This window comes from Streptomyces clavifer (genome assembly GCF_036345975.1).
In the GTDB taxonomy this organism is placed as follows: Bacteria; Actinomycetota; Actinomycetes; order Streptomycetales; family Streptomycetaceae; genus Streptomyces; species Streptomyces clavifer.
In genome coordinates, this window is sequence record NZ_CP107793.1 from 2,408,338 (window position 1) to 2,421,429 (window position 13,092).

Annotated in this window: 10 protein-coding genes; 4 read left to right on the top strand and 6 right to left on the bottom strand. The window is 70.9% G+C overall.

Going from position 1 to position 13,092, the window contains the following annotated elements:
* The first annotated feature begins 105 nt into the window (after positions 1-105).
* The 4 genes from OG927_RS10420 to OG927_RS10435 all read left to right on the top strand — a co-directional run bounded on the left by OG927_RS10420 (position 106) and on the right by OG927_RS10435 (position 5,574).
* Positions 106-1,350, top strand: coding sequence for an NAD(P)/FAD-dependent oxidoreductase (locus tag OG927_RS10420; RefSeq protein WP_056785250.1), 1,245 nt, complete (start codon positions 106-108; stop codon positions 1,348-1,350).
* Positions 1,350-3,935 carry a nitrite reductase large subunit NirB gene (nirB, locus tag OG927_RS10425; protein WP_330320047.1) on the top strand — a complete coding sequence of 862 codons (2,586 nt, stop codon included), beginning with the start codon at positions 1,350-1,352 and terminating at the stop codon, positions 3,933-3,935. The genes OG927_RS10420 and nirB overlap by 1 nt, the downstream gene beginning before the upstream one ends.
* On the top strand, positions 3,935-4,294 hold the full coding sequence (nirD, locus tag OG927_RS10430) for a nitrite reductase small subunit NirD (RefSeq protein WP_056785260.1): 360 nt from the start codon (positions 3,935-3,937) through the stop codon (positions 4,292-4,294). Before nirB ends, nirD begins: the two co-directional genes overlap by 1 nt.
* Before the next feature lie 116 nt (positions 4,295-4,410).
* Complete coding sequence (locus OG927_RS10435; protein WP_056785983.1) at positions 4,411-5,574, top strand: alkaline phosphatase PhoX; 1,164 nt, start codon at positions 4,411-4,413, stop codon at positions 5,572-5,574.
* Between the two features lie 57 nt (positions 5,575-5,631).
* Here OG927_RS10435 and OG927_RS10440 read toward each other — a convergent pair whose 3' ends face one another.
* The 6 genes from OG927_RS10440 to OG927_RS10465 form a co-directional block, all read right to left on the bottom strand.
* Positions 5,632-6,048 carry a VOC family protein gene (locus tag OG927_RS10440; protein WP_056785264.1) on the bottom strand — a complete coding sequence of 139 codons (417 nt, stop codon included), beginning with the start codon at positions 6,046-6,048 and terminating at the stop codon, positions 5,632-5,634.
* A gap of 250 nt (positions 6,049-6,298) precedes the next feature.
* Complete coding sequence (locus OG927_RS10445) at positions 6,299-7,315, bottom strand: ArsR/SmtB family transcription factor (RefSeq protein WP_063887869.1); 1,017 nt, start codon at positions 7,313-7,315, stop codon at positions 6,299-6,301.
* A 512-nt stretch (positions 7,316-7,827) separates the two neighbouring features.
* Positions 7,828-10,539, bottom strand: coding sequence for a pyruvate, phosphate dikinase (gene ppdK / locus OG927_RS10450; protein ID WP_330320048.1), 2,712 nt, complete (start codon positions 10,537-10,539; stop codon positions 7,828-7,830).
* Positions 10,540-11,102: 563 nt separating this feature from the next.
* Positions 11,103-12,251 (bottom strand): tRNA dihydrouridine synthase DusB, encoded by a 1,149-nt coding sequence (gene dusB / locus OG927_RS10455; protein WP_056785277.1) that lies wholly within the window; start codon positions 12,249-12,251, stop codon positions 11,103-11,105.
* A gap of 154 nt (positions 12,252-12,405) precedes the next feature.
* Positions 12,406-12,633, bottom strand: coding sequence for a DUF6243 family protein (locus OG927_RS10460; protein WP_056785280.1), 228 nt, complete (start codon positions 12,631-12,633; stop codon positions 12,406-12,408).
* 192 nt (positions 12,634-12,825) lie between these two features.
* Positions 12,826-13,029 (bottom strand): hypothetical protein, encoded by a 204-nt coding sequence (locus OG927_RS10465; RefSeq protein ID WP_056785284.1) that lies wholly within the window; start codon positions 13,027-13,029, stop codon positions 12,826-12,828.
* Positions 13,030-13,092 lie beyond the last annotated feature (63 nt).

The window sequence follows — 13,092 nt, forward strand, 5'->3', positions numbered from 1 at the left end:
TTGCCCGGCCCTCACAGAGGTCGTCCGCACGCGCTGAGCGCAAGGTTCCTCCCGGGAAACAGGAGGGATGCGGTCGGGTAACACCGGCCCCGCAGTCTCATTGGCATGAGGACACAGAGCGGGAACACGGCGCGTGTGGTGGTGATCGGCGCCGGGATGGCGGGCGCGCGGCTCGCCGCCCGGGTCCCCGGTGTCACCGTCATCGGCGAGGAGGAGCACGCACCGTACAACAGGGTGCTGCTCGCCGAGGTGCTCGCCGGACGGTACGAGCCGGACGTCATCGCCCTGCCTCCCGCCGACGTGCGGCGCGGGGTGCGGGTCGTGCGGATCGACCGGTCCGACCGGCTGGTGCACTGCGACGACGGCAGCGTCATCGGGTACGAGCGCCTGGTGCTGGCCACCGGATCCAACCCGGTGCTGCCGCCGCTGCGGGGGATCGGCCGCACGCTGCCGGACGGAGTGCATCCGTTCCGCACCCTCGACGACTGCCTGGCCCTGCGGGCGGCCGTACGCCCCGGCGTACGCGCCGTCGTCATCGGTGGCGGGCTCCTCGGGGTCTCCGCGGCCCGCGCGCTGGCCGAGTGCGGCGCCCAGGTGGTGCTGGCCCAGCAGGGCGAGCACCTCATGGAGCGGCAGCTGGACGCCGAGGCGGCCGGGTTGCTGCGCCGCCACCTGGAGGCCCTGGGTGTCGAGGTGCACACCGAGTGCCGGGTGCGCGGTCTGCGCTGCACCGACGGCGCCACCCCCGCGGTGCGCGCCGTGGAGCTGGCCGACGGCTACGAACTGGAGGCCGAGATCACGGTGCTGGCCTGCGGGGTGCGCCCCAGGACGGGTCTGGCTCAGGCTGCCGGGCTCGAGGTCCGCAAAGGCGTCGTCGTCGACGACGAACTGCGCACCTCGGACCCGTACATCCACGCGGTCGGCGACTGCGCGGAGCACCGCGGCACCGTGTACGGGCTGGCCGGCGCCGCGCTGGAACAGGCGGACGTGCTGGCCGGGGTACTGGCCGGAGGGTCCCCGCGCTACGGCGGCACCCGGGCCCTGACCCGGCTCACCCTGCGCTCCCCCGCCGCCGTCCCCGTCGCCGCCGGTGCCGGTGCCCCCGGCGGTCTCGACCTGGCCGCCTTCGGTGAGTCCCGCCCGCTGCCCGGCGACGACGTGATCCGGCTGGCCGACGCCACCCGGGGTGCGTACCGCACGGTCGTCGTCCGGGGCGACCGGCTGGCCGGCGGGGTGCTGTTCGGCGATCTCGCCGCGGTCGGCACCCTCGCCCGGACCTGGCAGGACGACGAGCCCCTCCCCGCCGACATGTCCCTGCTCCACCTGCTCACCAACGACGGAGGCTTCTGATGCCGGTGTCCACTCCCCCGACCGCCCCCACCGCGGGCGTGCCGACGATCGTGGTCGTCGGGCACGGCATGGTCGGCCAGAGGTTCCTGGAAGCACTCGCCGACCGCGGGCTGACGGCCGCCGCGGGCACCGCCCGGGTCGTCGTGCTCTGCGAGGAGCCCCGCCCCGCCTACGACCGGGTGCAGCTGACCTCGTACTTCGCCGGGAGGACGCCGGAGGACCTCTCGCTCGTCGAGCCGGACTTCATGGCACGGCACGGAATAGAGCTGCACGTGGGCGACCCGGCGGAGAGCGTCGACCGCGAGGCGCGCACGGTCACCGCACGCTCCGGGCAGACGTTCTCGTACGACACGCTGGTGCTGGCGACCGGCTCGTACCCGTTCGTGCCGCCCGTTCCCGGCAAGGACGCGGAGGGCTGCTTCGTCTACCGCACCATCGAGGACCTGCTCGCGATCGAGGAGTACGCGAAGACCGCGACGACCGGCGCGGTGGTCGGCGGCGGGCTGCTCGGCCTGGAGGCCGCGGGCGCGCTGAAGGGCCTCGGACTCAGCACGCACGTCGTGGAGTTCGCACCCCGGCTGATGCCCGTCCAGGTCGACGAGGGCGGCGGGGCCGCGCTGCTGCGCACCATCGAGAACATGGGCCTCTCCGTCCACACGGGCGTCGGCACCCAGGAGGTCACCGCGGGCGAGGACGGCCGGGTCAACGGCATGGCGCTCTCCGACGGCTCCTCGCTCGCCACCGACCTCGTCGTCTTCTCCGCCGGCGTACGCCCCCGGGACCAGCTGGCCCGTGACTGCGGCCTGGCGGTCGGCCCGCGCGGCGGCATCGTCGTCGACGAGGAGTGCCGCACCTCCGACAGCGACGTCTTCGCCATCGGCGAGTGCGCGCTCGCCGCGGACGGCCGGGTCTACGGGCTGGTGGCGCCCGGTTACGAGATGGCGGTGGCGGTGGCGGAGGTGATCGCGGGCAACGCGGCCTCCTTCACCGGCGCCGACCTCTCGACGAAGCTGAAGCTGCTCGGGGTGGACGTCGCCTCGTTCGGCGACGCGCACGGCGCGGCCGAGGGCTGCCTCGACGTGGTCTACGCGGACTCCCGCTCGGGTGTGTACAAGAAGCTGGTGATCGGGCAGGACGGCACACTGCTCGGCGGTGTCCTGATCGGGGACGCCGACCAGTACGGCACCCTGCGGCCGATGACCGGCACGGTCCTGCCGGTCGCCCCGGAGCAGCTGGTGCTGCCGGCCGGTGCGGGCGGCCCGGTCACGCTCGGCCCGTCCTCGCTGCCCGACGAGGCCGTGATCTGCTCCTGCCACAACGTGACCAAGGGCGCGATCTGCGAGCACACCACACTGCCCGAGGTGAAGAAGTGCACCAAGGCGGGCACGGGCTGCGGAAGCTGTGTCAAGGTCATCGGGCAGCTGCTGCCGCAGCCCGAGGACCAGGGGCTGTGCGGCTGCTTCGCGTACACCCGCACCGAGCTGTACGAGATCGTCCGCACCCTGGGCGTCACCTCGTACGCCGGCCTGCTGGACTCGCACGGCCGCGACGCGGCCAGGGGCGGGGACGGCTGCGAGGTCTGCAAGCCGACGGTCGGTTCGATCATCGCCTCGCTGGCGCCGACGGTCGGCGCGAGCGGCTACGTCCTGGACGGCGAGCAGGCGGCCCTCCAGGACACCAACGACCACTTCCTCGCCAACCTCCAGCGCAACGGCTCCTACTCGATCGTGCCGCGCATCCCGGGCGGTGAGATCACCCCGGAGAAGCTGATCGTGATCGGTGAGGTGGCCCGGGACTTCGGCCTCTACACGAAGATCACCGGTGGTCAGCGGATCGATCTGTTCGGCGCCCGCGTCGACCAGCTGCCGCTGATCTGGACCCGGCTGGTGGACGCCGGCTTCGAGTCGGGGCACGCCTACGGGAAGTCGTTGCGCACGGTGAAGTCCTGTGTGGGGCAGACCTGGTGCCGCTACGGCGTGCAGGACTCGGTGAAGATGGCGATCGACCTGGAGCTTCGCTACCGGGGTCTGCGTTCCCCGCACAAGCTGAAGTCGGCGGTCTCCGGCTGCGCCCGCGAGTGTGCGGAGGCCCGCGGCAAGGACTTCGGCATCATCGCGACCGCCCAGGGCTGGAACCTGTACGTCGGCGGCAACGGCGGCGCCACACCGCGCCACGCGGACCTGCTGGCCCAGGACCTGTCCGACGCCGAACTGGTCCGCCTCATCGACCGGTTCCTGATGTTCTACATCCGTACGGCGGACCGCCTGGAGCGCACCTCGACCTGGCTGGACCGGATCGAGGGCGGTCTGGACCACGTGCGGGACGTCGTCGTCCACGACTCGCTGGGGCTGTGCGACGAGCTGGAGCGGCTGATGGCCGACCACGTCCGCGGCTACCGCGACGAGTGGGCCGAGACCATCAACGACCCGGAGCGGCTGCGCCGTTTCGTGACCTTCGTCAACGCCCCCGACGCACCCGACCCCTCGGTCAAGTTCGTCCCCGAGCGCGACCAGGTCAAGCCCGACCTGGACATCCTCGCGGGCCCCGTGCTCGCCATCCGTACCCTCGAAGGGACTCCCTCCTGATGACGACCCAGATGATGGAAACGGCGCGGGACACCCGGACGATCCAGCTCGCGGACGGGGACGGGTGGCTCACGGTCTGCGACCGCGAGCTGCTGACCCCGGGGCGCGGTGTGGCGGCCCTCCTCCCGGACGGCCGGCAGGTCGCCCTGTTCGTGGACCGGGCGGGGCGGGCGTACGCGATCGACAACCGTGACCCGTTCACGGGGGCGTACGTCCTCTCCCGGGGCCTGGTCGGCTCGGCCGGCGGACGGCCGTTCGTGGCGTCGCCGCTGCTGAAGCAGCGCTTCGACCTGGAGACGGGCGCCTGCCTGGACGACGACGAGGTCACCGTGCCGGTCTTCGCGGTCCGCGCGGACTGATCGCGCTCCGTTCACCACCTGTTGACACCCCGTCAACTGCGCACCTCTACTGTCCTGACGTTCGACCCGCCGGGCCGACCGGACCGGCGGGCCCTCACGTCACCCGTGGAGTGATCGTGGAACGTCGGACCTTCTTGCGCACTGCGGTGATCGGCGGCTCGGCGGCGGCCTTCGGCGGCACCCTGTGGCGGGGTGCCGCCTTCGCCGACCCCGCCCAGCCGGGCGCCGGCCCCTACGGCGCGCTGCAGGCCGCCAACGGCAACGGCATCCTGCTGCCGAGCGGCTTCACCAGCAGAATCGTCGCCCGTTCGGGACAGGCCGTCCCCGGCACCTCGTACACCTGGCACAGCGCACCCGACGGAGGTGCCACGTACGCCGACGGCAGCGGCTGGATCTACGTCTCCAACGCCGAGGTCTCCTCGGGCAGCGGCGGTGGGGCGAGCGCGGTGCGCTTCAACTCCTCCGGAACGGTCACCTCCGCCTACCGGATCCTGTCCGGCACCAACAACAACTGCGCGGGCGGCAGCACTCCGTGGAAGACCTGGCTGTCCTGCGAGGAGGTCAGCCGCGGATTCGTCTACGAGACGGACCCCTGGGGGGTGAACGCGGCCGTCCAGCGGCCCGCCCTCGGCCGCTTCAAGCACGAGGCGGCGGCGGCCGACCCCGACCACGGGTACGTGTACCTCACCGAGGACGAGACGGACGGCCGCTTCTACCGCTTCCGCCCCACGACGTGGGGCAACCTGTCCTCCGGCACCCTCCAGGTCCTGGTGGCGGGCTCCGGCACCTCGGGCCCGGTGACCTGGGCGACGGTCCCGGACCCGGACGGTTCACCCACCCTGACCCGCTACCAGGTCTCCGGCGCGAAGGTCTTCAACGGCGGCGAGGGCTGCTTCTACGCGGCGGGCACCTGCTGGTTCACCACCAAGGGCGACAACCGGGTGTGGGCGTACGACGCGAACACGTCCAGCATCTCGCTCGCCTACGACGACTCGCTGGTCACCGGCGGCGCCCCGCTGACCGGCGTGGACAACGTCACCCGGTCCGCCTCGGGCGACCTGTACGTCGCCGAGGACGGCGGGAACATGGAGATCTGCCTGATCACCCCGGACGACACCGTCGCCCCGTTCCTGCGGATCAGCGGGCAGTCCGGCTCCGAGATCACCGGTCCCGCCTTCTCCCCGGACGGCACCCGCCTCTACTTCTCCTCTCAGCGCGGGACGAGCGGGAGCTCCTCCGGCGGCATCACGTACGAGGTCACGGGGCCGTTCCGCCGCTGAGCGGGACATGGGCCGCGCGGTGCCGGTACCGGCGCCGTGCGGCCGTCCCCGCGGTCATCAGGCCTGGCCGCCGCTCTCGACCGCCGCCGGGTCCATCCACACGACCTCCCAGATGTGGTGGTCGGGGTCCTGGAAGGAGCGGCCGTACATGAAGCCCATGTCCATGGGCTCGTTGGCGGGCGAACCGCCGGCGGCGAGTGCGGCGTCGGCCAGCCGGTCGACCTCGGCCCGGCTGTCCGCGCTCAGGGCGAGGAGGACCTCCGTCGTCCTCGACGCGTCGGCGATCTCCTTCTTGGTGAAGTCCTTGAAGCGCGGCTCGCTGATGAGCATGGCGAAAATCGTGTCACTGATGACCAGACACGCGGTCGTCTCGTCGCTGAACTGCGGGTTGAAGCCGAAGCCGAGCTTCCCGAAGAAGTCCTTCGTCGTCTCCAGGTCCTTGACCGGCAGGTTCACGAAGATCATCTGAGGCATGGCGGTTCCACTCTTCCGTCCTGGCACTTCACGTGCTCCGTGGCGCCGTGTTCGAGCGCCTTCGAGAGGTAGACGGCGGGGCCCGGCGAAACTCATCGCTCGCACGGGATCTTCCACCCGTATGCCGGAGCCGGTCGCGCTGCGGGGGCCCGCGCCCGCCGGCCCGTCCGTGGCGGGGTGCGGGCCGGCGGCCTGAAAGGTCTCCGGGACTCCTCCGGCCGGGGCCCTGCCGGCGGAGTCCCGTGTCCCGTCAGGACATGGCGAGCGGGGCGCCGCCCCTGAGCAGCGACGCGCCGAGCGGGGTGAGCGTGTGCAGGACCGAGCTGCCGTGGCGCAGGGTCAGGACCAGGCCGGCCTCGCGCAGCACGCAGGCGTGCTGGCTCGCGGAGGCCAGGGACACACCGGTCCTGCGGGCCAGCTCGCTGGTCGTGCAGCCCTTGTCTATGGCCTGCAGGACGGCGGAACGGGTGTGCCCCACAAGCCGTCCGAGCCAGGGGCCGGGCCCCGCGAAGGCCGGGGCGCCCGAGTGGGTGACCGGATAGACGAGCACCGGCGGAAGGTGCGGGTCGCGGTAGACGACCGGGGTACCGCGGCAGAAGAACGAGGGCTGCAGGAGCAGGCCCCGTCCGTCCAGGTGCAGCTCGCGGTCGACGGGGTAGTCCGCCTCCAGCACGGGTGCCCGCCAGCGGATCATCGACGGCAGCGTGGCCAGGAGCTCGTCGGCCCCGCCGTCCAGCAGCGCGCGGCCCCGGAGGGCACGGTCGGCCTCCACGCTCGCCTGGATGTGCGGCCAGTACGGCTCGACGGCGGCGCGGTGGTAGCCGCGCAGGGCGGCTATGAGGCGGCCCAGCGGCTCCGTGCGCCCCTCCGCGAGCGTGTCCAGCAGGGCGGTGGGTGACCCGCCACCGCCCCGCGCGCGCACCACGGCGGGACGGCTTTCGGCCAGCAGGGCCAGATCGCCGTGGAGCCGGTCCGCAGGAGTGTCGCGGAGTGCCTCCATTCCGACGTCGAGGCCGAACGGCTCGGCACCTTCCTGGGAAGGCGTCAGGAAGTCGGGGAAATAGCCGCGGAGCGGAACGACCGCCGACAGCAGACGCGCCTCACCATTCAGTCTGGTACGGGATTCCGTCCGCCATTTCCCGAACACCGACGAGCCCCGCCGGTCCCTCAGTCGGTGAAAACTGAGAATGGTTTCCCACATTGCGTCGGGCCTCGTGGCCATCCGCACTCTGGAAAGGTCCACCCCGGACACATGGATACGCAGCACCGAACCCCCACTGTTGCAACCGCAATCGCCCCCATCAAAGGGTATGCATGCCGTCACAGGAGGTCACCACGGGGTTTCGGCCAGAGTTGAAACGTCTCGCCCGCATCCTCGCCAGCCGAAAGGCTGTACGACGTCGGGTGCGAATCCGGCGCCACCGAAAGAGCGGGTGAGGGCCGTGGGGGGCTTTGCCTGTTCGGCGGCGGTGGTGACGGTGCGGCTCCGTACCCGGCAGGGGTAAGCCGGGTGCGGTCCATGGGTGGGGATCCATGGACCGCACCCCGGTCCGCCGGCCGCGGGATTTGCTCACCGAACGAAGAAAAGAAACAACCTTAAATGGTTCGCTATTCAATTGAAGAGGAGCGGAACCCCGCATGAAGAAGCGGCAGCACCCCCGCACAGGGTGCTGCCGCTTCCGGGTTATCCGCAGCCGCCGGAGGATCGTCGAGGGTACGGGTGATCCTCCGGCGCCCCCGGAGTCGTGGTGGTCGTCGCCGGACCGGCCGGCCCCGGGCTCAGCGGCTGTCGCTGCCCTTCGGCCCGGCAGCGGCGCGGCCCGCCTCCAGCCGCGCGACCGGAATGCGGAACGGCGAGCAGGAGACGTAGTCCAGACCCACCTCATGGAAGAAGTGCACCGACTCCGGGTCCCCGCCGTGCTCACCGCAGACGCCGAGCTTGAGGTCGGGACGGGTGGCCAGGCCGGCCTCCACGGCGCTGCGCACGAGGGCGCCGACACCGTCCTTGTCGATCGTCTCGAACGGCGACACCCCGAAGATGCCCTTCTCCAGGTACGCGGTGAAGAACGAGGCCTCCACGTCGTCGCGGGAGAAGCCCCACACCGTCTGGGTGAGGTCGTTGGTGCCGAAGGAGAAGAACTGCGCGGCCTCGGCGATCTGGCCCGCGGTCAGCGCGGCCCGGGGCAGCTCGATCATCGTGCCGATGGTCAGCCTGAGGCCGGTGCCGGTAGCGGCCTCGACCTCGGCGATGACCTGGACGGCCTCGTCACGGACGATCTCCAGCTCCTGGACCGTGCCCACGAGCGGGATCATGATCTCGGCGCGCGGATCGCCCTTGGCGTTCTTGCGGTACGCCGCCGCCTCCGCGATCGCCCGGACCTGCATCGCGAACAGGCCGGGGATGACCAGGCCGAGACGGACCCCGCGCAGTCCCAGCATCGGGTTCTGCTCGTGCAGCTTGTGCACGGCCTGCAGGAGGCGCAGGTCGTTCTCGTTCGCGTCCTTGCGGGACTCGGCGAGCGCGACGCGCACGGAGAGCTCCGTGATGTCCGGGAGGAACTCGTGCAGCGGCGGGTCGAGCAGCCGTACGGTGACGGGCAGTCCGTCCATCGACTCGAACAGCTCGATGAAGTCGGCCTTCTGGAGCGGCAGCAGCGCGGCGAGCGCCGCCTCGCGCTCGTCGTCGGTGTCGGCGAGGATCAGCTTCTCGACCATCTCGCGGCGCTCGCCGAGGAACATGTGCTCGGTGCGGCACAGACCGATGCCCTGGGCACCGAAGCGCCGGGCCCGCAGGGCGTCCTCCGCGTTGTCCGCGTTGGCGCGCACGCGCAGGCGGCGCACCCGGTCCGCGTACGCCATGATCCGGTGAACGGCTGCGACCAGCTCGTCGGCGTCGTCGGCACCCGCGTGCATGCGGCCCTCGAAGTACTCGACCACCGGGGACGGCACGACGGGTACCTCACCGAGGTACACCTTGCCGGTGGAACCGTCCACGGAGACGAGGTCGCCCTCCTCCACGACGGTGCCGCCGACCGTCAGCCGGCGGCGCTTGGTGTCGACCTCGATCTCCTCGGCACCGCAGACACAGGTCTTGCCCATGCCGCGTGCGACGACGGCGGCGTGCGAGGTCTTTCCGCCGCGCGAGGTGAGGATGCCCTCGGCGGCGATCATGCCGTCGAGGTCGTCGGGGTTGGTCTCCCGGCGGATGAGGATGACCTTCTCGCCGGAACGGGACCACTTGACGGCGGTGTACGAGTCGAAGACGGCCTTGCCGACGGCCGCCCCCGGGGACGCGGCGATACCGCGGCCCAGGAGGACGGTGCTGGCTTCGTGGTCGAAGCGCGGGAACATCAGCTGGGCGAGCTGGGCGCCGTTGACGCGCTGGAGCGCCTCGGCCTCGTCGATGAGGCCCTGGTCGACGAGCTGGGTGGCGATCCGGAAGGCGGCTCCGGCGGTGCGCTTGCCGACCCGGGTCTGCAGCATCCAGAGCTGCCCGCGCTCGATGGTGAACTCGATGTCGCAGAGATCCCTGTAGTGGGTCTCCAGCGTCTCCATGATCGCGATCAGCCGGCCGTACGACTCCTTGTCGATCGACTCCAGCTCGGCGAGCGGCACGGTGTTGCGGATGCCCGCGACGACGTCCTCGCCCTGCGCGTTCTGCAGGTAGTCGCCGTAGACGCCCTGGTGGCCACTGGCCGGGTCGCGGGTGAAGGCGACGCCCGTGCCGGAGTCGGGGCCGAGGTTGCCGAAGACCATCGAGCAGATGTTGACGGCCGTGCCGAGGTCGCCGGGGATGCGCTCCTGGCGGCGGTAGAGCTTGGCGCGGTCGGTGTTCCACGAGTCGAAGACCGCCTTTATGGCCAGGTCCATCTGCTCGCGCGGGTCCTGCGGGAAGTCGCGTCCGGCGTCCCGCGTGACGATCTTCTTGAACTGCTTGACCAGCTTCTTCAGGTCGGCCGCGTCGAGGTCCACGTCGACGGTGACGCCCTTGGCCTCCTTCGCGGCCTCCAGCGCCTCCTCGAAGAGCTCGCCGTCGACACCGAGGACGGTCTTGCCGAACATCTGGATCAGACGGCGGTACGAGTCCCAGGCGAAGCGCTCGTCACCGGCCTGGGCGGCGAGCCCGACGACCGAGGCGTCGGAGAGACCGATGTTGAGGACCGTGTCCATCATTCCGGGCATCGAGAACTTGGCGCCGGAACGTACGGACACCAGCAGCGGGTCGTCGGCCTGGCCGAGGTTCTTGCCCATCCGGTTCTCGAGCGCGACGAGGTGCGCACTGACCTCGTCGCGCAGTTCGGCCGGCTCGTCACCGCTGTCGAGGTAGACCTTGCAGGCCTCGGTGGTGATCGTGAAACCCGGAGGGACCGGCAGCCCGAGATTGGTCATCTCGGCGAGGTTGGCACCCTTGCCGCCCAGAAGGTCCTTCAGATCCTTGTTGCCCTCGGTGAAGTCGTAGACGAACTTCTGAGAATCTTTGTTTTCCGACACGGGTCTCGACTCCTCGAGGACGCGGTGGCTGCCCTGACGGCGAGGAACATACCCAGATCGAAGGTGTCTGGGTACGCCCACTTGCGCGTCGTGAGGCCTCAACCACCCGTCCGCCAGCAGATCGAATGTGACGCCTCGAACCACCTCGGAGAACATCCGCGTTCACTTCCTGAAGTGAAGACCGCGAAGAGTGACGGTCTTCACCCGAATCGCGTACGGAGAGTGCTCAACGCGTCGATCGATCAAAATAAAGGCCACTGGCACCCAGTGCCATCATTTGAGAAGTACAGCATCGAAAAATCCGCTCATCTGAGCCGCCAAGCTCTCAGGGGTGGCGAGAATCACCCTCTGGGGCGCGCTCAGATGTCACCATCCGAACGCCGCGGGGACGACCGCAGGTCACCGTGTGCTTCCCGACGTGGCGCGGAGAGTGAACAAAGGGCGCTCGAAAGGGGTGCGCATGCCCGGCACGGGCCGGATCACGCCCGGACCCTGCACAAAAACCCGCTCATGTGAGCGGGCTCCTGTTCGGGCACCCGGTGCCTCGTGCGGCAGCGCCCCGCTCAGCCGCCCGAGGTGTCCAGCTCGGCCTCGGCGCCCACACCCGCGCAGTCGTACGGGTCCTTGAGCCAGCCGTCCGGCAGGGCCACGCGGTTGTTTCCGGAGGTGCGCCCGCGGGGGCCGTCGGCCCCGTCCGGCCACGGCTGGTCGAGGTCCAGTTCCTGCAGCTGCCCGCCCAGCTCCTCCAGGGAGGAGGTGACCGCGAGCTTCCGGCGCATCTCCGAGCCCACGGCGAAGCCCTTGAGGTACCAGGCCACGTGCTTGCGGAAGTCGATCACGCCACGGCTCTCGTCGCCGATCCACTCCCCCAGCAGCGTCGCGTGGCGCAGCATGACGTCCGCGACCTCGCGCAGGGCGGGCGCCTGCCGCGTCTCCACGCCCTCGAAGGCGGCGACCAGGTCTCCGAAGAGCCAGGGGCGGCCCAGGCAGCCACGGCCGACGACCACTCCGTCGCAGCCCGTCTCGCGCATCATCCGCAGCGCGTCGTCCGCGCACCAGATGTCGCCGTTGCCGAGGACGGGGATCTCCGGGACGTGTTCCTTGAGGCGGGCGATGGCGTCCCAGTCCGCGGTGCCGCCGTAGTGCTGGGCGGTGGTCCTGCCGTGCAGGGCGACGGCCGTGACGCCCTCCTCGACAGCGATGCGGCCCGCGTCGAGGTAGGTGGTGTGGTCGTCGTCGATGCCCTTGCGCATCTTGATGGTGACCGGCAGGTCGCCCGCGCTCGCCACGGCCTCACGCAGGATCGCCCGGAGCAGCGGCCGCTTGTACGGGAGCGCGGAGCCGCCGCCCTTGCGGGTGACCTTGGGGACCGGGCAGCCGAAGTTCAGGTCGATGTGGTCGGCGAGGTCCTCGTCGACGATCATGCGGACCGCCCTGCCGACGGTGACCGGGTCCACTCCGTACAGCTGGATGGAGCGCGGGGTCTCGCTCGCGTCGAAGTGGATGAGCTGCATGGTCTTCTCGTTGCGCTCGACCAGCGCCCGCGTGGTGATCATCTCGCTGACGAACAGCCCCTTGCCGCCGGAGAACTCGCGGCACAGGGTGCGGAACGGGGCGTTGGTGATGCCGGCCATGGGGGCGAGCACGACCGGCGGCTGCACGGTGTGCGGGCCGATCCGGAGCAGCGGGAGGGCGGGGGCGAGCGTGGTCATCCACCCATTGTCGCGCACGCCGGGCGGGCCCCGGCGCCGGCCGCCGCGGGGGCGCACCCTCGGCGGCCCTGCCGGCCGGGTGGACGCCGCGGCCGGGAAACGCGGGTGGGCCCGGACCACCGAGGTGATCCGGGCCCACCGTCGTGCCGGTGCGTCAGCTCTGCGCCGCCGTGCCGTCCTGCTCGGAGGCGGCGGCCGGAGAGGCGTCCGTCTGCGCGGAGCCGTCGGCGCGCTCGCGCATCTTGCGCACCAGCTCCTGCTTCTGCTCGGCCGCGGTCCGGCGGTCGGCGTCGCGCGCGGTGCCCGCGCCCTGCTGCTCGGCGCGGGACAGCTTCTTGCGCTGTCCGCCCACACCGAGGAGGTTGTTGCGGCTCTTGGCCACGGGGTTCTCCCATTCGTGGTGAGAAGTGAGGTCTGAAGTGATCAGGGATCTCAGGGATCGATTCGATGGGCGACGGGCGCTCGGCCCGTCGCACGCTCACTCGTAGATCTGGAAGAACGAAGACATACCGAAAAAGGTACCCCGGCCCGGGCAGAGCTCTCACCCGGTTTTCGCCGGAGGTGCGGTGCCGGCTCAGGCGGTCGGGTCGACCGTCGCCTGGTGGGCCTCGGCAAGGTGCTCCTCGGCCTTCAGCCAGGGCAGGAACTGCGCCGCCTTGTGCCACCCGCAGGTTCCGCAGGTCAGCTGCCGCTGCATCCCGGACTTCCGTACCCGGACGACGTGTTCGCGGCCGTGCTGGTCCCATCTGGTGACCTTGCTCGTGGTCATGGACGCCATCCGAGCCTCCTGTAGGGGTGTGCCCAGCAGTGTGCACGAAGCCCCCGGCTCCCTGCGCGGGAA

What these genes read in the sequence shown, in the direction of transcription:
- OG927_RS10420 (WP_056785250.1), top strand. Translation starts at nt 106, where the DNA reads ATGAGGACACAGAGCGGGAACACGGCGCGTGTGGTGGTGATCGGCGCC.
- nirB (WP_330320047.1), top strand. Translation starts at nt 1,350, where the DNA reads ATGCCGGTGTCCACTCCCCCGACCGCCCCCACCGCGGGCGTGCCGACG.
- nirD (WP_056785260.1), top strand. Translation starts at nt 3,935, where the DNA reads ATGACGACCCAGATGATGGAAACGGCGCGGGACACCCGGACGATCCAG.
- OG927_RS10440 (WP_056785264.1), bottom strand. Translation starts at nt 6,048, where the DNA reads ATGCCTCAGATGATCTTCGTGAACCTGCCGGTCAAGGACCTGGAGACG.
- dusB (WP_056785277.1), bottom strand. Translation starts at nt 12,251, where the DNA reads ATGACCACGCTCGCCCCCGCCCTCCCGCTGCTCCGGATCGGCCCGCAC.
- OG927_RS10465 (WP_056785284.1), bottom strand. Translation starts at nt 13,029, where the DNA reads ATGGCGTCCATGACCACGAGCAAGGTCACCAGATGGGACCAGCACGGC.